Below are 22,072 nucleotides of genomic sequence, written 5' to 3'. Positions count from 1 at the left end.
ACAAGGAAGCGGCTCAGTGCCGCTTCTGCGTGGATTAATACAGGCTATAGACAATGGCGGTGATGGCGATCAGACCCATCACGGTAACGAACACGTTGCTGATCTGTCCGCTGTATTGCTTCATTGCCGGGACTTTCTGAATGGCGTACATCGGCATCAGGAATAGCAGGCAGGCGATAACCGGGCCACCCATTGTTTCGATCATGCCCAGAATGCTGGGGTTGAGCGTGGCGACGATCCAGGTGGTCACCAGCATAAACAGCGCCGTGATGCGGTTCAGCTTGGCGTGACCGATGGTTTTACCACGGCTGCGCAGCGATTTGATTATCATGCCGTTAAAGCCTTCTCCCGCCCCCAGATAGTGGCCGAGGAACGATTTGGAGATAGCGATGGTGGCGATAACCGGCGCCAGATAGGCCATGACCGGGTTATTAAAGTGGTTTGCCAGGTAAGACAAAATGGAAATGTTTTGCGTTTTGGCTTCCATCAGTTCTGCAGGGGACAGGCTCAGTACACAACTGAACACAAAGAACATCACGGTCAGCACCATCATGATATGGCTGTAGGAGAGGATGCGGGAGCATTTGGGCTCGGCATCGTCGCCATACTCTTTACGCTTGGCAACGGCAAAAGAGGAGATAATGGGGGAATGGTTAAAGGAGAATACCATTACCGGGATCGCCAACCACAGGGTCGATAATAGCCCATTGCCGGTTGCGCTGGTGGTGAAAGAGATATTATCAAAAATCGCTAAATTCCAATGAGGAACTAAATAAAATGCCAGTAGTATCAAGACCATGACAAAAGGATAAACCAGAATGCTCATGGCTTTTACAATCATGGCTTCGCCAAAGCGAACGATAAACATCAGGCCCAGAATTAATACCAAAGACAACACAGCGCGTGGCGGCGACGGTAAATGAAGTTGGTGCGTGATAAAACTGTCTACCGTATTGGTTATCGCTACGCTATAAACCAACAAAATAGGGTAAATAGCAAAAAAGTAGAGCAGCGTGATTAATTTCCCTGCGCCGACACCGAAATGTTCTTCGACCACTTCAGTAATATCTTCACCACCTTTTTTACCGGATAAAACAAATCGACACAGTGCGCGGTGTGAGTAATATGTCATCGGAAAAGCAATAATTGCCATAATTATCAATGGAATTAATCCACCAATACCGGCATTGATCGGCAGGAACAGCACGCCCGCGCCAATGGCCGTCCCGTAAAGCCCGAGCATCCAGACAGTGTCGCTTTTACGCCAACCAGAAGCGGGTGCGACGATCGCACTGCTTTCTTGGATTGTGCTCATAATTGGTTCTCCTTGGTGAACACAGTTTGCAAATCGTGTCAATATTGGCAATAGCACCAATGTTGTATAAATAATAAACATCGACGCATTTTTATAACGCAATCGCATGTTAGAGAGTCAATACTGATTGTGGCGGCATTCTATATTGAGGCGGTCAGCGAATAATATTGATATGATCACAGAAATGAATTGACGTGTTTTAATTTTATCAAAATTCGCTCATAAATAAGGTAATGCCTTAAAATAGTTGGTAATGCCTTCAAATAGTTGGCTTTTGTGATATTCTGCCGCTATTTGAGGTTTCCACGTGGTTACTGTTTTTGTTCATTGCCCTCGCTGTCATTCAGATAAAGTTTATCGACATGGCCTTAGTCCAACTAAGCGCGAACGCTTCCGGTGTCAGTGCTGTCGCCGTGTATTCCAGCTTACCTACCGCTATGAAGCGCGAAAGCCGGGAGTCAAAGAGCAGATCGTTGATATGGCCTTCAACGGTGCCGGTGTTCGCGATACCGCCAGAACGTTGAAAATCGGCATCAATACGGTCATCCGGGCTTTAAAAAGCTCTCGCCCCGCAGGATAACGTCTTCTTCCGTTGCTCACGCCGACGTCGCCCTTATCTGTGAACTTGATGAGCAATGGAGTTTCGTTGGCAGTCAGGCGCTACAGCACTGGCTCTGGTACGCTTACAATACCAAAACGGGCGGTGTTCTGGCCTACACTTTTGGCTCCCGAACCGATGAGACCTGCCGTGAATTGCTGGCTCTGTTGACACCGTTCAACATCGGCATGATTACCAGTGACAACTGGGGCAGCTATGCAAGAGAGGTTCCGAAGCAGAAACATCTGACTGGCAAGATCTTCACGCAACGCATAGAGCGCAATAACCTGACGCTCCGTACCCGCATTAAACGACTGGCGCGTAAAACGATTTGCTTCTCGCGCTCCGTCGAGATCCACGAAAAAGTCATCGGAGCCTTCATCGAAAAACACATGTTCTACTAATTGGAGTCATTACCAAATAGTTGGCTTTTGTGATATTCTGCCGCTATTTGAGGTTTCCACGTGGTTACTGTTTTTGTTCATTGCCCTCGCTGCCATTCAGATAAAGTTTATCGACATGGCCTTAGTCCAACTAAGCGCGAACGCTTCCGGTGTCAGTGCTGTCGCCGTGTATTCCAGCTTACCTACCGCTATGAAGCGCGAAAGCCGGGAGTCAAAGAGCAGATCGTTGATATGGCCTTCAACGGTGCCGGTGTTCGCGATACCGCCAGAACGTTGAAAATCGGCATCAATACGGTCATCCGGGCTTTAAAAAGCTCTCGCCCCGCAGGATAACGTCTTCTCCCGTTGCTCACGCCGACGTCGCCCTTATCTGTGAACTTGATGAGCAATGGAGCTTCGTTGGCAGTCAGGCGCTACAGCACTGGCTCTGGTACGCTTACAATACCAAAACGGGCGGTGTTCTGGCCTACACTTTTGGCCCCCGAACCGATGAGACCTGCCGTGAATTGCTGGCTCTGTTGACACCGTTCAACATCGGCATGATTACCAGTGACAACTGGGGCAGCTATGCAAGAGAGGTTCCGAAGCAGAAACATCTGACTGGCAAGATCTTCACGCAACGCATAGAGCGCAATAACCTGACGCTCCGTACCCGCATTAAACGACTGGCGCGTAAAACGATTTGCTTCTCGCGCTCCGTCGAGATCCACGAAAAAGTCATCGGAGCCTTCATCGAAAAACACATGTTCTACTAATTGGAGTCATTACCATAAATAAAATATCAATGATGATACTTTACGTTATTTATTTATAAGGTCTCTTATTTGATGCTTTAACTTAATTTTCATACCAAATGGCTTTGTTGAATAAATAGAAAGTTTGGGTAATCATCGGATCAGATCACCATAGTTGTGGCTTTGTTGAATAATAGGGAATCGTGCTGTTTTACTATGCCCATTTTGGTAGAAAATGCTTATCACCTCAGGCATTCCGTTTTCTCATAATGCTTAACTGCATGATTTTACGTTGCTGGAAACAATCGTTTTACTGGGCTGGTAGCATAAAATCTGTTTATTCAACAAAGCCCATAGTTGTTTCAACATCAGGTCTCCATGGCAAAACAAAATTTTAAAATCACTAACTGGCCCTCCTATAACAATGCCCTCAAGCAGCGCGGTTCTCTAACCGTAGGCTAGATGAATCAGCCATTGCTGCATGGACGGAAAAAACGACTACTGAACGGCGTGGACGACCGCTCCACTACTCAGATATGGCCATCACCACAGTCCTGATGATGAAACGCGTGTTTGGCCCAATGAGATGGTCACCCCCACCCTGTGAGCGGTACGCTGACAGGGTGTTTCTTTATGGAGAAGGCCATCATGCAAAACGTCACGCTTATTGGTATCGATCTCGGCAAACGTTCTTTTCACATTCATTGTCAGGATAAATCAGGCAAGGCATTACTGCGGAAAAAGTTTACCCGCACCAAACTCATCGAGTTTCTGGCTACGTGTACACCTACTACCGGGCTTTGTTGAATAAACAGATTTTATGCTACCAGCCCAGTAAAACGATTGTTTCCAGCAACGTAAAATCATGCAGTTAAGCATTATGAGAAAACGGAATGCCTGAGGTGATAAGCATTTTCTACCAAAATGGGCATAGTAAAACAGCACGATTCCCTATTATTCAACAAGGCCCTACTACCGTTGTAATGGAAGCCTGCGCCGGTGCCCATTTTATGACTCGTCGGATCAGTGAGCTGGGGCATGAAGTAAAGTTGATCTCTCCGCAGTTTGTCCGCCCTTTTGTCAAGAGCAACAAGAACGATTTCGTTGATGCCGAAGCAATATGCGAAGCCGGATCACGCCCTTCCATGCGGTTTGTGCAGCCAAGAACTGAGGCTCAGCAGGCTATGCGAGCTTTGCATCGCGTCAGGGAGTCGTTGGTCAGAGACAACGTTAAAACGACTAACCAAATGCATGCTTTTTTACTGGAGTTTGGTATCAGCATGCCGAAAGGTATTGCGGTAATCAAAAGGCTTTCAGCTGTTCTGGCTGATAATGACTTGCCACCTTATCTGGCACAGTTGCTGCTTCGATTACACGATCATTACCAATATTTGGTTGGGCAGATAGCAGAGCTCGAAAGAGAACTTGGGCAGGCACTCTCTCTAGATGAAACTGGCCAGCATTTAATGACCATCCCTGGTGTTGGACCGATAACAGCCAGCGTTTTGTCATCACAGTTAGGCGATGGCAAGCAATATGAAAACAGTCGTAATTTTGCCGCTTCCACCGGTCTTGTACCCCGCCAATACAGTACTGGAGGGAAGAATACTCTGCTGGGTATTAGCAAGCGTGGAGATAAAAACCTTCGCCGATTGCTTGTTCAATGTGCGCGGGTATTTATCCTAAGAATTGACCATCAATCAGGGAGATTAGCTGATTGGGTAAGGTCTCAGTTGGGCAGGAAACATTCTTGCGTTGTGTGCTGTGCATTAGCAAATAAATTAGCTCGAATAGCTTGGGCAATAACGACACGAAATACCGTGTTTGAACAGTAATGCTGGTCTAACAGTCAGCAATTTAACGAAGTTACCCATCTGGTTTTGCGAAGACTGATTATTGATGACATGAACGGCCTGACGGCCTGATATAAAACCAAAAAATGAAAATGGCTCAATGAAGCCGATGGCCTTTTTAGGAATATCAGGTGCGAAACTCATCGTGGCGCGGGCATCCTTGGCCATAAAGACGCCGGATAGATTTAAGCACATATCGTTATACACATCTTTCTAACGCACTGTTTAATCAATGAGTTACGGGTTTATCTCAGAGTGGCATTTTGAACCTCAAAAAGCCAATGGGATGGCTTGAATGCCTTAATTCACGGGGTTCTGAGCATCCTGTTCAAAAAATGGCCAAAAGATGTGTATAACGATATGATTTAAGCAAGCCCACCATTAATCAAAGATCAGTGTTGCAAAAATGGGGGTGACCATAGATTCATTGAGGGCTTTACAGGGTTTTGTTGACTCGATTTTTAAACTGATTAAATTGTCGCTGCATTGTCCAGACTATTCGCTGCTCAGCAAGCGAGCAAAGACAGTGAACATCAGCATAAAAACGCCAACCCGTGGTGAAATCTCACATCTGGTCATTGATGGAACCGGCCTGAAGGTCTTTGGCGAAGGCGAATGGAAAGTCCGGCAGCATGGTGCCGACAGACGCAGGGTGTGGCGTAAGCTGCATCTGGCAGTAGACAGTGCGACGCATGAGATTATCTGTGCGGATTTGTCGCTCAGTGGTACGACTGATGCCCAGGCTCTACCGGCACTGATAAACCAGACCCACCGGAAAATCAGAGAGGCATCGGCTGACGGCGCTTACGATACAGGTTACTGCCATGATGCTCTGCTGAGGAAGAAAATAAGGCCGCTTATCCCGCCGCGAAGGGGGACGCAATATTGGCCGGACCACTACCACGAGCGTAACCACGCTGTTGCAAATCAGCGCCTGAGCGGCAGCAACGATACCTGGAAAAAGAAAGTGGGCTATCACCGACGCTCAGTGGCTGAAACGGCCATGTTCCGGTTCAAAACGCTTCTGGGTGGTCATCTAAGTCTGCGTGACTACGATGCTCAGGTGGGTGAAGCCATGGCGATGGTCAAAGCGCTTAACCGGATCACGCTATTAGGAATGCCGAACAGTATTCGCATCACGTAACAATCGACCTGGGGCACAGTCGTTACAAGTTCTGATTTATTCAACAAAGCCCATTTTATGGCTCGTCGGATCAGTGAGCTGGGGCATGAAGTAAAGTTGATCTCTCCGCAGTTTGTCCGCCCTTTTGTCAAGAGCAACAAGAACGATTTCGTTGATGCCGAAGCAATATGCGAAGCCGGATCACGCCCTTCCATGCGGTTTGTGCAGCCAAGAACTGAGGCTCAGCAGGCTATGCGAGCCTTGCATCGCGTCAGGGAGTCGTTGGTCAGAGACAAAGTTAAAACGACTAACCAAATGCATGCTTTTTTAGGTAATGGCTCCAATTAGTAGAACATGTGTTTTTCGATGAAGGCTCCGATGACTTTTTCGTGGATCTCGACGGAGCGCGAGAAGCAAATCGTTTTACGCGCCAGTCGTTTAATGCGGGTACGGAGCGTCAGGTTATTGCGCTCTATGCGTTGCGTGAAAATCTTGCCAGTCAGATGTTTCTGCTTCGGAACCTCTCTTGCATAGCTGCCCCAGTTGTCACTGGTAATCATGCCGATGTTGAACGGTGTCAACAGAGCCAGCAATTCACGGCAGGTCTCATCGGTTCGGGGGCCAAAAGTGTAGGCCAGAACACCGCCCGTTTTGGTATTGTAAGCCTACCAGAGCCAGTGCTGTAGCGCCTGACTGCCAACGAAGCTCCATTGCTCATCAGTTCACAGATAAGGGCGACGTCGGCGTGAGCAACGGGAGAAGACGTTATCCTGCGGGGCGAGAGCTTTTTAAAGCCCGGATGACCGTATTGATGCCGATTTTCAACGTTCTGGCGGTATCGCGAACACCGGCACCGTTGAAGGCCATATCAACGATCTGCTCTTTGACTCCCGGCTTTCGCGCTTCATAGCGGTAGGTAAGCTGGAATACACGGCGACAGCACTGACACCGGAAGCGTTCGCGCTTAGTTGGACTAAGGCCATGTCGATAAACTTTATCTGAATGACAGCGAGGGCAATGAACAAAAACAGTAACCACGTGGAAACCTCAAATAGCGGCAGAATATCACAAAAGCCAACTATTTGAAGGCATTACCAAATAGCGTTAATTTACCTGCGATTAATAATAGACCTAATAATCCATATGTCACGCCAAAATAAGACAATATAAATAGTGTGTGTTTATGGCTTGCAGACAAAACAGACGAGAGCGTAAGGGAATGCACTTCCCACCGGCCTAAAGCCACCTCGTTATACACAAGTCCGCAACGCCTTATATGCCAAGGGTTAGCGGGCTGAAATAGGCAGCCGGTGGGGTTGTAAATGAAGTGAAACCGACGTGTACTATCGCCATTTACGGCGCTGAAAAATAACACGGGATTCAGATGGCTGGGCACACCAAGAACTGGAAGGGGTAAATCTTGGTGACACGAGGCTCAATAAGCGCGCCAAAGGGCTTTTGATACGGCTGGCTGAGAATCCGCAAGCCAGCATTCCGCATGCGTGCCTCGGATGGTCTGAGACGCTGGGTGCTTACCGCTTCATGGAGAACCAAGCATTCGAATGGCGAGACATTCTGCAACCTCACTGGCAGCGTACGCAGGAAAGGATCCGAGAACACGAGGTTGTGCTGTGTATCCAAGACACTACCGAGCTTGACTTCAACGGGCAGCAAATCCAAGGCTTGGGTCCCTTGAACTACGAAGCCAGGCGTAGTCTGTACCTGCATCCGACCTACGCGGTCAGTCCGGATCGCGTGGGGTTGGGCGTACTGGATGCGTGGATGTGGGCAAGAGAGCCGAAGGATGCAGACGGAAAACGCGATGGGATCAAGGACATATCGTTATACACATCTTTTGGCCATTTTTTGAACAGGATGCTCAGAACCCCGTGAATTAAGGCATTCAAGCCATCCCATTGGCTTTTTGAGGTTCAAAATGCCACTCTGAGATAAACCCGTAACTCATTGATTAAACAGTGCGTTAGAAAGATGTGTATAACGATATGGATCAAGGAGAGTACGCGCTGGCTCGAGGGATACGAGCGAGTTGCTGAACTCGCCTCGGAGTTGCCAAACACACGTCTGGTGTACTTAGCCGATCGCGAAGCGGATATCAAGGCGTTGATGCAGCTCGCTGATGACCTTGGCACTCCGGCTGACTGGTTGATCCGCTCGACTCATAATCGCAGTCTGGACTGTAATGAGAAGCTTTGGCAGAAGGTTGGAAAGACCGTGCCGGTGGGAGAAATCCAATTCGTTATGGCGGCTCGCGCGGGGCAGAAGGCGCGTACGGTGAAACAGGCGCTGCGCGTGAAGCGAGTGTCGCTGCGTTGCGGGTTGGCAGTGACTTGTGTGATAGCCAAGGAAATTGAGCCGCCAGCAGGCGTGAAGCCGGTCGAGTGGCGGTTGCTGAGCAATCGCGTACCTGAAGGACGAAAAGATATCGTGGAGCTGATCGACTGGTATCGGGCTAGATGGGAAATCGAGATGTTCTTCAATGTGCTGAAGAACGGCTGCTGTGTCGAAGCGTTACAGTTATCGACCGTGGATCGCATTGAGCGGGCATTGGCGCTGTTCATGATCGTGGCATGGCGCATCGCCTATTTAATGCGTATGGGACGAACCTGTCCAGAGCTGGACGCAATGTTGTTCTTTGATTCCGACGAGACTCATGGAGCTTATCTACTGATGAACAAGCGTATGCCCAAGGGCCGCCCTAAGCTAAACGAAGTATTGCGCTTAGTTGCGCAACTGGGAGGCTTTCTTGCTCGAAAAGGCGACGGTGAACCAGGCGCAAAAACTATCTGGAAAGGCTTGCAGAAAGTCATGAGGGCCGCCGAAACGCTACGCGCGCTCAGGCACGAACAGAGATGTGTATAACGAGGTGGCCTAAAGCCACGCGGTGGGAAGTGCACAGCGGTTAAAGCGTTGCTTGTGCCCACTGTAGGCCGGAATGATAGGCTTCAGGTAACAGAGGGACGAGTGACTGTAACGTGTGTTGTAGCTGAGTGCGATCGCTGTGCGTCAGGTTCAGGTGGCCGACTTTACGCCCAGGTCGTACTTTTTTGTCATACCAGTGCAGATGAACCAGCGGCAGTGCCAGCCAGGCGTGATTAACATCAGTACCAATCAGATTGATCATGACGGCAGGGGCATCAATCACTGGTTTCGGCAACGGCAGCTCCAGGATGGCGCGCAGGTGCAGTTCAAACTGGCTAATGGATGCGCCATTTTGTGTCCAGTGGCCGCTGTTGTGCACGCGGGGGGCCAATTCGTTGATCAGTAAACGATCGCCCACGATAAAGCACTCCATCGCCATCACACCGACGTAATCGAGCGCATTCATGATGGCCGCGAGCATGGTTTCTGCCTGTTGCTGCATGCGCGCATCTGGCTGCTGCAGCGCAACGCTGGCGCGCAGAATGCCCTCTTCATGCAGATTGTGCGTCAGCGGATAAAACACGCAATGTCCATCCGTACCACGCGCGCCTACCATTGACACTTCACCAGAAAACGCGATGCCTTGCTCTACGATGCATTCGCCGTAGCACTCTTGCGGCAGGGTTGCGGCGGTGTCAGGGCGTAAGCGCCACTGACCACGGCCGTCATAGCCACCCACGCGACGTTTGACGATGGCCAACTCGCCCAGCCGGCTGAAGACTGCGGGCCATTCTTGCGCTGAAGCCAGCAACTGCCAGGTGGCGGTAGGCAACTGCAACGAATCCAGCAACTGTTTCTGTGTCAGGCGATCGGCCAGACGTGGAAATATGTCACGGTTAACAAAGGCCGCGTGCTCTGCCAATTCGCGCGTCAATGCGGTTTCCGGCCAGCGTTCAATCTCGGCGGTGATGACCGCGTGATGAAACGGCACGGATTCCGGTTCGGCATCCAGCCCCACCGGGTAGACGGCAATCCCCAAGGTTTCACCGGCCTGACGTAACATACGACCCAGTTGGCCGTTTCCTAATACGCAAACGGGTTTCATGCCTCCTCCCGCGGATCGGGATGCGCCAGCACCTCATCGGTTTGCTGTTGACGCCAAACGGCGAGGCGAATGGCCAACTCACCATCGTGCAACGCCAGAATCTGTGCGGCGAGCAGGGCCGCGTTGGCGGCCCCAGCTTTACCGATAGCCAGTGTACCGACGGGGATGCCACGCGGCATTTGCACAATGGAGTACAGGCTATCAACGCCGCTTAGTGCTGCACTCTGAACCGGCACGCCCAACACCGGCACCAGCGTTTTCGCTGCCAGCATACCGGGCAAGTGCGCTGCTCCGCCTGCGCCCGCAATGATCACATCAAACCCGTTTTCTGCGGCTTGCTCTGCAAAGCTAAACAGTTTGTCCGGCGTGCGGTGCGCTGAAACGACTTCGGTATGAAAGGGAATAGCGAGTGTGGTGAGAATTTCCGCAGCAAACTGCATCGTAGCCCAGTCACTCTTTGAACCCATGACGATGGCAATTTTTGCCGGGGCAGCGTTGGATGACATGCCTGTAGTGCTCCTGTGATATGACGTATTGAGACGCATGGCTGCGTCGGCCAGAAAACGGATGACGTTCTGGCTGGAGGGCGCAGATCATACCATGAGCGTTCGGGAAGGAAAACGGTTGCGTACGGACAAATCGCAGTATTATTGCCGTTAATGGCATCACAGGTTTGCCACAAAAGGTGTAAAAAATGGAGGAAATCAGAAGGGAAAGGAAATCAACGCGGTATCGCTAGCCGTGACTTTAATCATCCATCCTTGTTCATGCCATGCACCCAGCACCGCCCGTTGCGCTTCGCCGCTGTCGGTAATGACCGTGTGTATCGCTGGCCGATGAGTATGCCCATGAATCAGGGTGTTAACACCATACGCTTGTAAACACTCCTGCACCGCCTGCGAATTGACATCCATAATCTGCTGCGACTTATGCTGGTTTGCCTGCTGACTTGCCGCCCGCATTTTTGCCGCCACCCTGAGACGCAAACGTAAGGGTAAGCGCAGGAACAGCCACTGGATGACGGGGTTATGTACCCGGCAGCGATATTTCTGATAGGCCGCGTCGTCAATGCACAGAGTATCGCCGTGCATGATCAGGATTCGGCGTCCATAGCACTCCACTACTTGCTCGGCGGGGAGCAGTGTCATGCCTGCTTGCGCAGCAAAACGCTTGCCCAGCAGGAAGTCTCGGTTGCCGTGAATGAAGTAACAAGGGATACCGCGTTGTTGCAACTGACGCAGCGCGTTAGCGACGTTGGCATGCAGCGGTTGCGGATCGTCATCGCCGATCCAGGCATCGAACAGATCGCCCAGGATATAGAGCGCATCTGCCTGCTGGGCATCACGTTCCAGAAAACGCAGAAAACCGGCGGTGATCGCCGGTTCATGTACGTTCAGATGCAGGTCGGCAATAAACAGTGTTGCCATGCTGCTGCGATTACTCGCTGACAGTCACGTGGGTAATTACCACATCTTCTTTAGGAACGTCTTGATGCATGCCGCTGCGGCCAGTTGCAACGTCTTTGATCTTATCAACCACATCCATGCCGTCGGTCACTTCGGCAAACACACAATAGCCCCAGCCGTCGGCACGTTCTGAGCGGAAGTTGAGGAAGTCGTTATCCACCTGGTTAATAAAGAACTGTGCGGTAGCGGAGTGTGGATCGTTGGTGCGCGCCATAGCCAGCGTGCCACGGGTGTTTTTCAGGCCGTTATTGGCTTCATTGGCGATAGGCGCTTCGGTGGCTTTTTGCTGCATACCCGGTGCGAAACCGCCGCCCTGGATCATGAACCCATTGATCACACGGTGAAAGATGGTGTTGTCATAAAAGCCGTTACGGCAGTAGTTTTCGAAGTTTTCCACGGTAGCAGGCGCTTTGTCTGCAAACGTATTAATGACGATGTCACCGAAGTTTGTATGTAATGTAATCATAAGAGTAAACCCTGATAACCAGAAGGATGAGACATCAGCTGCCAGGCAGCGCTGTCTGCACAAAGGCTGAATAACCAAGGCGCTCTTATAGCATAACTGGCTGCGCGAGTCAGTATGACTAGGGAACTATTCACAGGGTAGATGTGGACGGTTTGGTTAAAAAGTAACACAATGTCAATAAAATTGACAATATGTCATATATTTGCATTATTTTATTGAATAAAATTTTTCTTGTTGTAGATCAAACATTACTTATTTGGGAGTAGGATTTGCAATCAAGTCAGATTAGTCGGCTTTGTTGAATAATAGTGAGTCATGCTGTTTTGCCAAGCCACTTTTGGTAGAAAATGCTTGTCCCCTCAGGTGTACAGTTTTCTCATGAAGCCTAACTGCATGATTTTGCGTTGCGAGGATCCGTCGTTTCACTGGGCTGCCAGCATAAAATCTATTTATTCAACAAAGCCAGATTAGTCTTAAATGATTCGTATTACAGAGTTTACTAACAATACTAGAAAATGATTATCTGTTTCTGCGTGTGCATATGCTTTTCCTGAATCATTAACTAATCATTAAAATACAGCAATTTGATTACAAATTTTGTTTCTAACCCCTTAATGCTTTGCTGTTCTTACGGTAAATTATGCATAACAATACGAATAACAGATAAGGTCATATGATGGGCGGAGAATTAAACAAACTCTCGGATAAGAAGCTAAGAAATCTATTAGGAGTACCTCGTAAGAAGTATGAATTTTTTGCCGATGGCGCAGGACTTAGCGTTAGGGTATCGACGGTAGGCGGCATTAGTTGGACATTCACCTATCGCAACAATGGGACGATACAACGTGTGACTCTGGGACGTTACCCAGATATGAGCCTTAAGCTTGCAAGAACAAAACGTGATGAATGCCGCACATGGCTAGCAGAGGGTAAAGACCACCTCGTTATACACAAGTCCGCAACGCCTTATATGCCAAGGGTTAGCGGGCTGAAATAGGCAGCCGGTGGGATTGTAAATGAAGTGAAACCGACGTGTACTATCGCCATTTACGGCGCTGAAAAATGACACGGGATTCAGATGGCTGGGCACACCAAGAACTGGAAGGGGTAAATCTTGGTGACACGAAGCTCAATAAGCGTGCCAAAGGGCTTTTGATACGGCTGGCTGAGAATCCGCAAGCCAGCATTCCGCATACGTGCCTCGGATGGTCTGAGACGCTGGGTGCTTAGCGCTTCATGGAGAGCCAAGCATTCGAATGGCGAGACATTCTGCAACCTCACTGGCAGCGTACGCAGGAAAGGATCCGAGAACACGAGGTTGTGCTGTGTATCCAAGACACTACCGAGCTTGACTTCAACGGGCAGCAAATCCAAGGCTTGGGTCCCTTGAACTACGAAGCCAGGCGTGGTCTGTACCTGCATCCGACCTACGCGGTCAGTCCGGATCGCGTGGGGTTGGGCGTACTGGATGCGTGGATGTGGGCAAGAGAGCCGAAGGATGCAGACGGAAAACGCGATGGGCTCAAGGAGAGTACGCGCTGGCTCGAGGGATACGAGCGAGTTGCTGAACTCGCCTCGGAGTTGCCAAACACACGTCTGGTGTACTTAGCCGATCGCGAAGCGGATATCAAGGCGTTGATGCAGCTCGCTGATGACCTTGGCACTCCGGCTGACTGGTTGATCCGCTCGACTCATAATCGCAGTCTGGACTGTAATGAGAAGCTTTGGCAGAAGGTTGGAAAGACCGTGCCGGTGGGAGAAATCCAATTCGTTATGGCGGCTCGCGCGGGGCAGAAGGCGCGTACGGTGAAACAGGCGCTGCGCGTGAAGCGAGTGTCGCTGCGTTGCGGGTTGGCAGTGACTTGTGTGATAGCCAAGGAAATTGAGCCGCCAGCAGGCGTGAAGCCGGTCGAGTGGCGGTTGCTGAGCAATCGCGTACCTGAAGGACGAGAAGATATCGTGGAGCTGATCGACTGGTATCGGGCTAGATGGGAAATCGAGATGTTCTTCAATGTGCTGAAGAACGGCTGCTGTGTCGAAGCGTTACAGTTATCGACCGTGGATCGCATTGAGCGGGCATTGGCGCTGTTCATGATCGTGGCATGGCGCATCGCCTATTTAATGCGTATGGGACGAACCTGTCCAGAGCTGGACGCAATGTTGTTCTTTGATTCCGACGAGACTCATGGAGCTTACCTACTGATGAACAAGCGTATGCCCAAGGGCCGCCCTAAGCTAAACGAAGTATTGCGCTTAGTTGCGCAACTGGGAGGCTTTCTTGCTCGAAAAGGCGACGGTGAACCAGGCGCAAAAACTATCTGGAAAGGCTTGCAGAAAGTCATGACGGCCGCCGAAACGCTACGCGCGCTCAGGCACGAACAGAGATGTGTATAACGAGGTGGGTAAAGACCCCCGCCGACAGTTGAAGCTGACCAAACAAGAATCGCTAAAACCTGTATCAGTCAAAGATGCGATTGGATATTGGGTAAAACATTACGCGATGGATAATCGCTCTGATATTGGTGACCGTCTATTGCAATTTAAGAAGCACATTTATCCTTACATCGGAGATATGGCTTTATCTGACTGTGAAACACGGTATTGGCTGCAATGTTTCGACAGAATGAAAAAAACGGTTCCGGTGAGTGCGGGTACATTATTTCAGTTATGCAAGCAAGCACTTAAGTTTTGTCGCGTACGTCGATATGCCGTTAGCAATGCTCTTGATGATTTAGTGTTATCTGATGTTGGACAAAAAGCATCAAAGCGCGACAGAGTATTAACTGATATCGAAGTCGGTCAGCTATGGAATTCTATAAGTAATACAAATTCCTTTCGGCCTTATTATTCAGCTTGGTTAAGAATATTAATAGTATTTGGCTGTCGAAGCGGAGAGGCTAGATTATCCCGTTGGGATGAATGGGATTTAGATAACGGGTTATGGACATATCGTTATACACATCTTTCTAACGCACTGTTTAATCAATGAGTTACGGGTTTATCTCAGAGTGGCATTTTGAACCTCAAAAAGCCAATGGGATGGCTTGAATGCCTTAATTCACGGTGTTCTGAGCATCCTGTTCAAAAAATGGCCAAAAGATGTGTATAACGATATGGGTTATGGACTGTTCCTAAAGAGCATAGTAAAACTGAGACGCCTATAATTAGACCTATACCCGAAAAAATACGACGATGCATTGAGATACTGCGCGCCCATAACTTACGAACCGGGTATTTACTGGGCGAGTGATGTAGCCCCCTGTAACACCAGACAGTAGCTGTATCTCCAGATAAGAGATAGGCTTAGATATATGTCTAACAATCATGCTAATTTTGAAATGACCGGGATCCTGTTAGGGCAAGAAGTCCGTAAGCGTAAAACTCCGCAAGAGAAAATCGCCATCATTCAGCAGACAATGGAGCCGGGGATGAACGTCTCCCATGTAGCCCGCCTGCATGGCATCCAGCCCAGCCTTTTGTTTAAGTGGAAGAAGCAATACCAGGAAGGAAGCCTCACCGCCGTTGCGGCCGGAGAAGAAGTGGTTCCAGCTTCGGCGCTGGCGACTGCCCTCAAGCAGGTCCGGGAGCTACAGCGCCTTCTGGGTAAGAAGACGATGGAAGTTGAGATCCTCAAAGAAGCAGTGGAGTACCGCCAGTCGCGAAAATGGATAGCGCACGCGCCCTTGTTGCCAAAGGACGGGGAATAGCTCTGGTCAGCCGCGCCATGAGCGTGTCGCGTGCGCAGCTGTCACTGCGGGTTAACCGTTCTGCCGACTGGCTGGACAGGCGCAGCAACCGGCGTAATGACGAAGCTGATGCTGAGATATTATCGGACATCCTCCGTATCATCAGCGACATGCCCAGTTACGGTTACCGCCGAGTGTGGGGTATCCTGCGTAAGCAACGTCGTGCAGAGGGACTTCCACCGGTGAACGCCAAACGGCTTTACAGGATAATGAGCGAGCATAACCTGCTGTTGTTGCATGATAAAACTGAACGTCCGAAGCGGGAGCATAAAGGCAAAATCGCGGTAGCAGAGAGCGATATGCGCTGGTGCTCAGATGGCTTCGAGTTCGGTTGTGACAACGGCGAGAAGCTGCGGGTGACGTTCGCACTGGACTGCTGCGACCGGGAGGCCATAGACTGGGCAGCGAGCACCAGGGGTTATGACAGTTCAACCCTGCAGGATGTGATGCTGAGGTCGGTGGAAAAACGCTTCGGTAGCGCGCTGCCGGATAAACCAGTGCAATGGCTGACGGATAATGGTTCAGCGTACACAGCGCATGAAACGCGGAAGTTCGCCAGAGAACTGAATCTGGAGCCCTGCACAACAGCAGTGAGCAGTCCACAGAGTAACGGCATGGCAGAACGGTTCGTGAAGACGATGAAGGAAGATTACATCGCCTTCATGCCAAAACCCGATGTGCGAACAGCGCTGAAGAATCTTGCAGCGGCGTTCAATCATTACAATGAAAACCATCCGCACAGTGCGCTGGGATACAACTCCCCAAGAGAATATCGGCGCCAGCGGGCATCGTTAACTTAAGATACAAAAGCTGTCCGGAGATGGTGGGTCAAGATCAGTATTTACTGGGCGAGCTAAAAACGCAGACCTGTACTTCGGCAACAGGCATTAAAATATATAAGATTTTGCAACATGACAAACACTGGACTCCTCACGACCTACGCCGAACGTTGGCAACCAAGATGAATGACATGGGCGTAGCTCCACATGTCGTAGAGCAGCTTCTAGGCCATGCTATGCCGGGGGTGATGGGTATTTACAACCGGAGTCAGTACCTGCCGGAGAAACTTGACGCTCTGAATAGGTGGATGGATAGATTGGATGAATTGGCTAAAAAACACCCATTTATCACCTCCGAGAATAAAAATTCAGGCTGACGAGAAAATATTTTAAACTTTTTTTCGTACAAGCATTGATGCGTCTAGAAACATCAGGAAGCATCAGGAGACATCAAATAAAATACTAAGTGAGAGTTATCCACAAACTAGCTCTCACACCTCCTATTTACTTTCCAGATTGAGCCGCTACCATGCCATCAAAACTGTAGTGGTCAACTAATATTGGCCACCGCATTAGACTGTATGTAGAACAGTCGCTCAGATTCGTTTGGAGTTAAGCCGCCGTTATACCAGTGAGGCCGGATAGCGCTGTAATACCCCGTGATGTAGCGGATAATCGCGTCCTGGGCTTCGCTGAAGCTGTTGTAACCCTTTGTCGGCACCCATTCTGTCTTCAGGCTGCGGAAGAACCGCTCCATTGGCGCATTATCCCAGCAGTTACCCCGCCGACTCATACTCTGCTTTATCCGGCAGCGCCACAGGGCTTGCCGGTATTGACGGCTGGTATAGTGGCTGCCCTGGTCGCTGTGGAACATGACTCCTGTTGGTTGTCCCCGGAGTTCCCAGGCCATCTGCAACGCTTTAACTGTCAGCGCCGAGTCCGGCGACGTCGACATGGCTCAGCCCACCGGTTTGCGGGCGAACAGATCTAGCACCACCGCAAGGTAAGCCCAGCATTTGCCCGTCCAGATGTAGGTCACATCGCCGCACCAGACCTGATCCGGCGCGGTAACCGCGAACTGGCGGTTGAGATAGTTCGGTATTTCAACGTGTTCATTGCCGCCGCGTTTGTATTTGTGAGCCGGTCGCTGGCAGCTGGCGATACCCAGCTCCTTCATCAGCTTGCCAGCCAGCCAGCGCCCCATGTTGACACCAGAGCTGCCGGTGACGATGGTCGCGATACTTCGAGCGCCGGCAGAGCCGCCGCTGGCGTTCCAGGCTTCCATGACGCGACTACACTTAACCACGCGCTCACCGTCGGGTTCATTAGCGGAAGCCTGCCAGTGCCTGTAGCTGCTGCGATGTACCTCAAAAGTTTGGCACAACGCCGTGACCGGGTATCGCGCCCTCAGCCTGTCGACTACCGTGAACCGTTGAGTGAGTCCGACATTAAGAGCGCCGTAGCCTTTTTTAGGATTTCGTTCTCCATTTCAAGGCATTGGACTTTTTTCTTCATCTCACGCAGCTCGAGCTGTTCAGGGGTAAGAGGAAGTCCCGTTGGCGTTTTTCCCTGTCGTTCAAGGCGAAGCTTATTGACCCAGCGACTAATGGCAGAATGGCTGACATTAACCGCCTCTGCGGCCTTAACGTATGTGTAGCCGTGGTCGACAACCAGCTTTGCGGCTTCGAGCTTAAATTCCGCCGTAAAATGTTTACCCATGAGGTCACCTGTCGTGTTGATGAGGTGAGCATATCACCTCCGATCAGGTGGCCAGTATCAGTGTGCCACTACAGCTTGCGGATTCTCAGCCAGCCGTATCAAAAGCCCTTTGGCACGCTTATTGAGCCTCGTGTCACCAAGATTTACCCCTTCCAGTTCTTGGTGTGCCCAGCCATCTGAATCCCGTGTCATTTTTCAGCGCCGTAAATGGCGATAGTACACGTCGGTTTCACTTCATTTACAACCCCACCGGCTGCCTATTTCAGCCCCCTAACCCTTGGCATATAAGGCGTTGCGGACTTGTGTATAACGAGGTGGGTTTATCCGGGTTGAGTCGTCCGCAATCAATACTGGGGTCACCATGCTCGCGGAAATATTGGCGCATGGCGGTACGATAAATATCTTTCAGTGTTACCATCGCCTTTTCGCACGCGACAATATCTTTAGATGCTGCGATAATGCGGGCGACGATGACCTACTGTGATTGCTTCATGCCTTTCTTCTCTTTGCGCTTTGGCTTCTTTAGTAGGTGTTGCCATTCATCCTCAAAAAACGTGTTCTCATGCGCTGTTACCTGACGGACGTTGACACATGAAACGCTATCCACATCTGGAAACTTTTTATAAATATTCAATGCTGCCTCTACAGCAGCATTAGTGGGGCTTTGTTGAATAAACAGATTTTATGCTACCAGCCCAGTAAAACGATTGTTTCCAGCAACGTAAAATCATGCAGTTAAGCATCATGAGAAAACGGAATGCCTGAGGTGATAAGCATTTTCTACCAAAATGGGCATAGTAAAACAGCACGATTCCCTATTATTCAACAAAGCCAGTAATATGTTATTTCCCCGATTCAAGACTAAAGTAGCCCCAATGGGATGTGCTGTAATAGGGGAATGAAGGCTCAGGCGTTCTTTCTGTCAAAACGATATAAAAGTTGGCTTGTTATGACAGAGGGAATAGCCAATGATCCTGAATCAAGATCATCGGCTTTAAATCGAAGGTTCAGATAAGTAACGCTGTTAGCGTGTGATATCCGCTTCCGGTGAAGGTTTATCTGCCATCGCGTTCGCTTTATACCGTTCCATATACTGGTGCTGGAAAACGCACATACGAATGGTATTGCGGTATTCGCCGTTGATGAAAAACTCGTGGCGCAATTCGGCTTCGACTTCAAAGCCCAGCTTGGCATAAATGTGGATAGCCTTGGTGTTCTCTTTATCCACAATCAGGTACAGCTTGTACAGGTTCAGCACGGAAAATCCGTAATCCATCGCCAGCTTGGCGGCGGCGCTGGCGTAGCCACGTCCCTGATAGGCGGGGTCGATAATAATTTGGAATTCTGCGCGGCGGTGGATATGGTTAATTTCCACCAACTCGACCAAACCTACCCGATTTTTTTCAAACTCGATGATAAAGCGCCGCTCGCTTTGATCGTGAATGTGTTTGTCGTAGAGATCGCACAGTTCCACAAAGGCTTCATAGGGCTCTTCAAACCAATAACGCATCACACTGGCGTTGTTATCCAACTGATGGACAAAATTGAGATCCTCTCGTTCCAGAGGCCGTAAACGCACGATATTGCTCGCGCCAGACATGGTTCCTCCCATTACATGTTTGCCACATGGCAACAGGATGAGTATAGCGTGCTTTGTTCGCAGAACCACTGTTTGCGGGGGAGTTCAGAGGAAAAGGACCGCGCCCTTATCGTTAAGATTAAAGGGCGCGGCATGGCGGGATTAAAAATCTACGCTGGCGCGCAGCAGCACCTGACGTGGTTCACCCACCGCCACTCGCAGGTTGTTGCCGCTGGACAGGTAGTAGGTTTTATCAAACAGGTTCTTCACGTTCATCTGCCATTTCACCTTGTAGCCGTTAAACGGCACGGTATAGGCAACAAAAGCGTCAGCAACGGTGTAATCATCGAGATAGAAGCTGTTGGCAGCATCTCCCGCACGGCGACCCACATAGCGCGCACCGGCACCTGCGCGCAGGTCGTCTCCGTCATGCCAGCCAAGCGACCCGAAATCTTGGGTCAGGAAAAGCGCGGCAGTGTGGCGAGCGGCGTTAGTCATTTCGTTACCGTTGTTTTTCGGATCGGCAACCACGCGCGCATCAGTAAAGGCGTAGCTACCGATCAGGCTCAGGGAATCGGTGAGCTTACCGGCCATGTCCAGCTCAATACCCTGTGAAAGTACTTTGCCTGAGGTGCGTGTCACTGTTTCATTGCCGATGGTTTCATCCACCATCACGTTACGTTTCACGATATCGAACAGCGCCAGGTTAGCGGTGATACGGTCCGGCAGATCGATTTTGGTGCCCACTTCATAAGAACGGCCAAGTTCAGGAGGAAGTGCGCCGATTTGAGTGGCAATGGACGAATTGGGTTTGAACGATTCGCTGTAGCTGGCGTAGAGCGAACTGTTCGGTGTCAGGCTGTAGATAACGCCGGTGCGCGGTACTAGGCGGTGGTAGGAACCGTCGGTGTTGGCGACAAACGGGCGGCCTTTTCCTGCCATGACATCAAAGCTGTCGTAGCGTACCCGCCCAGCAACTGCCAGCGTTCGTTCAGGCGCAGGGTGTCTTGCACGAAAAAGCCGGTGCTGTCGATATTTTCACGCTGATCGCTGTCTTTGGCGCTGACCGTGGTGGATGCGGGCAACGTGCCGTAGACCGGGTTGTAAATGTTGAAACCTGAAGTTGCTGTGCCGCGGATCATGTCGCCACGGAAGGTACGATCGGCTTCATAGTCAACGCCAAACCGCAGTTGATGGTTGATGCGTCCCCAGTCTACGTCGCCATTCAGGGTCAGTTGTACAATTTGCGCCTGACTGCGTGCGTCTGCCGTTGCATCCGGTTGACGGGTTAGTATTCCGGTCGCTGCGTTGAATTTGGTGGCGCGTGCCTGATTGTCGCTATAGCGGTTACGTGCATAGGAATAGGCGAGGTTGCCCTTCCAGCGATCGTTGAGCGTTCGCTCCATCTGGAGCGTCACGGTGTCCTGATCGCCGCGCGTGGCGTTATTATGCTCGTCAAAGCGGCGGTCGCGCGGCGTATTGACTGGCTTGCCGGTATTGGGATTTATGATGGTGCCGCGATCGAACGGCGTCAGGTATTCCTGATGTTCATAGGCAAGGCGCACCGTGGTGTCATCGCCATACCACATCACTGACGGCGCAACGGTGGTTTGGCGTTTGCGGCCAAAATTGCGCCAGTAATCGGTTTCGTCGTGATCGACCAGCATACGGTAAGCCAAACCGTTGTCTCCCAGTGGTCCGGTGACATCCACCTGCCCACCGCCCCCGTTAAAGCTGCTCTGCCAGCCTTCGATATGGGTTTTCTGAACCAGTTCCGGTTTTTTACTGATGATATTGATCTCGCCGCCGGGTTCACCCATGCCGTACAGCATGGAGGCCGGGCCTTTGAGGACTTCAACGCGTTCGCTGGTAGGCGTGAAATTGCGAGCCTGAATCGAACGAATGCCATCGCGAAACAGCGACCCATCGCGGTTGTCGCCAAACCCACGTTTGATCACCGCATCCTGCGTCCCCCCGAGTGTGTTGGCTTGGGTAATACCGCTGATGCTGTACAGCGCTTCGTCCAGCGTGCGTGCCGCCTGATCGCGTAACACTTGCGGTGGCACGACGTTAACCGCCTGCGGCACGTCCAGCAGACGTGCTTCGGTGCGTGTACCGGTTACGCTTTTGTGCGGTTGATAGCTGCTGTCTGTATCGGCGGTGGCTCGGTCAGATTGCGTGACCACCACGGTATCTTCCTGCGCGCTCGATGAGGCAGCGTGCGAACCCAGTGGCAACAGTGCGATAAGTGGCCAACTGCGACGTATAAAATTAGCGTTCATGTGAGATGTGACTCCATAATTTA

12 protein-coding genes and 12 pseudogenes are annotated in these 22,072 nt (G+C 50.6%); 13 read left to right on the top strand and 11 right to left on the bottom strand.

What is annotated here, in order from left to right:
• Positions 1–34: 34 nt before the first annotated feature.
• Positions 35–1,315, bottom strand: coding sequence for an HAAAP family serine/threonine permease (locus ACWWJF_RS13210; protein ID WP_455869693.1), 1,281 nt, complete (start codon positions 1,313–1,315; stop codon positions 35–37).
• 307 nt (positions 1,316–1,622) lie between these two features.
• On the opposite strand from ACWWJF_RS13210, the gene ACWWJF_RS13205 reads away from it, so the two are divergent.
• The 4 genes and pseudogenes from ACWWJF_RS13205 (at position 1,623) to ACWWJF_RS13190 (ending at position 4,886) form a co-directional block, all read left to right on the top strand.
• Positions 1,623–2,317, top strand: a protein-coding gene (locus tag ACWWJF_RS13205) for an IS1 family transposase (protein WP_455869692.1) whose coding sequence is annotated in 2 segments (ribosomal slippage) — positions 1,623–1,866 and positions 1,866–2,317 — 696 coding nt in all. Because the reading frame shifts where the segments join, the coding sequence is not laid out codon by codon here.
• 60 nt (positions 2,318–2,377) lie between these two features.
• Positions 2,378–3,072 (top strand): IS1 family transposase gene (locus ACWWJF_RS13200; protein WP_455869691.1). Its coding sequence is split into 2 segments (ribosomal slippage): positions 2,378–2,621 and positions 2,621–3,072, totalling 696 coding nucleotides; the frame shifts between segments, so codons are not numbered across the junction.
• Positions 3,073–3,429: 357 nt separating this feature from the next.
• Positions 3,430–3,629: pseudogene (locus tag ACWWJF_RS13195) on the top strand (transposase); the annotation flags it as partial.
• A gap of 70 nt (positions 3,630–3,699) precedes the next feature.
• Positions 3,700–4,886 (top strand): annotated as a pseudogene (locus ACWWJF_RS13190) (IS110 family RNA-guided transposase).
• Here the strand turns inward: ACWWJF_RS13190 and ACWWJF_RS13185 are convergent.
• Positions 4,833–5,072 (bottom strand): hypothetical protein, encoded by a 240-nt coding sequence (locus ACWWJF_RS13185; RefSeq protein ID WP_455868475.1) that lies wholly within the window; start codon positions 5,070–5,072, stop codon positions 4,833–4,835. The pseudogene ACWWJF_RS13190 and the gene ACWWJF_RS13185 sit on opposite strands and share 54 nt — an antisense overlap.
• A 259-nt stretch (positions 5,073–5,331) precedes the next feature.
• On the opposite strand from ACWWJF_RS13185, the pseudogene ACWWJF_RS13180 reads away from it, so the two are divergent.
• Together ACWWJF_RS13180 and ACWWJF_RS13175 are read left to right on the top strand one after the other, a co-directional pair.
• Positions 5,332–6,048, top strand: a pseudogene (locus ACWWJF_RS13180) (IS5 family transposase); the annotation flags it as partial.
• 48 nt (positions 6,049–6,096) lie between these two features.
• Positions 6,097–6,357 (top strand): annotated as a pseudogene (locus ACWWJF_RS13175) (IS110 family transposase); the annotation flags it as partial.
• Between the two features lie 14 nt (positions 6,358–6,371).
• Here ACWWJF_RS13175 and ACWWJF_RS13170 read toward each other — a convergent pair.
• Positions 6,372–7,065, bottom strand: a pseudogene (locus ACWWJF_RS13170) (IS1 family transposase).
• Positions 7,066–7,395: 330 nt separating this feature from the next.
• Here ACWWJF_RS13170 and ACWWJF_RS13165 point away from each other — a divergent pair.
• Together ACWWJF_RS13165 and ACWWJF_RS13160 are read left to right on the top strand one after the other, a co-directional pair.
• Positions 7,396–7,920, top strand: coding sequence for an IS4/Tn5 family transposase DNA-binding protein (locus ACWWJF_RS13165; RefSeq protein WP_455871077.1), 525 nt, complete (start codon positions 7,396–7,398; stop codon positions 7,918–7,920).
• A gap of 114 nt (positions 7,921–8,034) precedes the next feature.
• A pseudogene (locus ACWWJF_RS13160) lies at positions 8,035–8,907 on the top strand (IS4 family transposase); the annotation flags it as partial.
• A gap of 40 nt (positions 8,908–8,947) precedes the next feature.
• Here ACWWJF_RS13160 and purK read toward each other — a convergent pair.
• The 4 genes from purK to ppiB form a co-directional block, all read right to left on the bottom strand.
• Positions 8,948–10,012, bottom strand: coding sequence for a 5-(carboxyamino)imidazole ribonucleotide synthase (purK, locus tag ACWWJF_RS13155; protein WP_455869690.1), 1,065 nt, complete (start codon positions 10,010–10,012; stop codon positions 8,948–8,950).
• Entirely contained in the window at positions 10,009–10,518 is a 510-nt protein-coding gene (gene purE / locus ACWWJF_RS13150) for a 5-(carboxyamino)imidazole ribonucleotide mutase (RefSeq protein WP_455869689.1), read from the bottom strand. The genes purK and purE overlap by 4 nt, the downstream gene beginning before the upstream one ends.
• 198 nt (positions 10,519–10,716) lie before the next feature.
• Entirely contained in the window at positions 10,717–11,439 is a 723-nt protein-coding gene (gene lpxH, locus ACWWJF_RS13145) for a UDP-2,3-diacylglucosamine diphosphatase (protein ID WP_455869688.1), read from the bottom strand.
• 10 nt (positions 11,440–11,449) lie between these two features.
• Positions 11,450–11,944, bottom strand: coding sequence for a peptidylprolyl isomerase B (gene ppiB / locus ACWWJF_RS13140; protein ID WP_455869687.1), 495 nt, complete (start codon positions 11,942–11,944; stop codon positions 11,450–11,452).
• A gap of 676 nt (positions 11,945–12,620) precedes the next feature.
• On the opposite strand from ppiB, the pseudogene ACWWJF_RS13135 reads away from it, so the two are divergent.
• The 5 genes and pseudogenes from ACWWJF_RS13135 to ACWWJF_RS13115 all read left to right on the top strand — a co-directional run.
• Positions 12,621–12,881, top strand: a pseudogene (locus ACWWJF_RS13135) (Arm DNA-binding domain-containing protein); the annotation flags it as partial.
• A 125-nt stretch (positions 12,882–13,006) separates the two neighbouring features.
• Positions 13,007–14,338: pseudogene (locus ACWWJF_RS13130) on the top strand (IS4 family transposase).
• Between the two features lie 7 nt (positions 14,339–14,345).
• A pseudogene (locus tag ACWWJF_RS13125) lies at positions 14,346–14,906 on the top strand (tyrosine-type recombinase/integrase); the annotation flags it as partial.
• A gap of 376 nt (positions 14,907–15,282) precedes the next feature.
• Positions 15,283–16,490, top strand: a protein-coding gene (locus ACWWJF_RS13120; protein WP_455871076.1) for an IS3 family transposase whose coding sequence is annotated in 2 segments (ribosomal slippage) — positions 15,283–15,604 and positions 15,604–16,490 — 1,209 coding nt in all. Because the reading frame shifts where the segments join, the coding sequence is not laid out codon by codon here.
• A gap of 41 nt (positions 16,491–16,531) precedes the next feature.
• Positions 16,532–16,846 (top strand): annotated as a pseudogene (locus ACWWJF_RS13115) (tyrosine-type recombinase/integrase); the annotation flags it as partial.
• Positions 16,847–17,019: 173 nt separating this feature from the next.
• On the opposite strand, the pseudogene ACWWJF_RS13110 reads toward ACWWJF_RS13115, so the two are convergent.
• The 4 genes and pseudogenes from ACWWJF_RS13110 to ACWWJF_RS13095 form a co-directional block, all read right to left on the bottom strand.
• Positions 17,020–18,188, bottom strand: a pseudogene (locus ACWWJF_RS13110) (IS3 family transposase).
• A 57-nt stretch (positions 18,189–18,245) separates the two neighbouring features.
• On the bottom strand, positions 18,246–18,380 hold the full coding sequence (locus ACWWJF_RS13105) for an IS4/Tn5 family transposase DNA-binding protein (protein ID WP_455869686.1): 135 nt from the start codon (positions 18,378–18,380) through the stop codon (positions 18,246–18,248).
• A gap of 832 nt (positions 18,381–19,212) precedes the next feature.
• Entirely contained in the window at positions 19,213–19,788 is a 576-nt protein-coding gene (gene speG / locus ACWWJF_RS13100) for a spermidine N1-acetyltransferase (RefSeq protein WP_291970401.1), read from the bottom strand.
• Between the two features lie 141 nt (positions 19,789–19,929).
• A pseudogene (locus tag ACWWJF_RS13095) lies at positions 19,930–22,049 on the bottom strand (TonB-dependent siderophore receptor).
• Positions 22,050–22,072: the final 23 nt, after the last annotated feature.

The organism is Symbiopectobacterium sp. Eva_TO (assembly GCF_053848865.1).
This window is presented reverse-complemented; position numbering and strand designations above follow the sequence as displayed.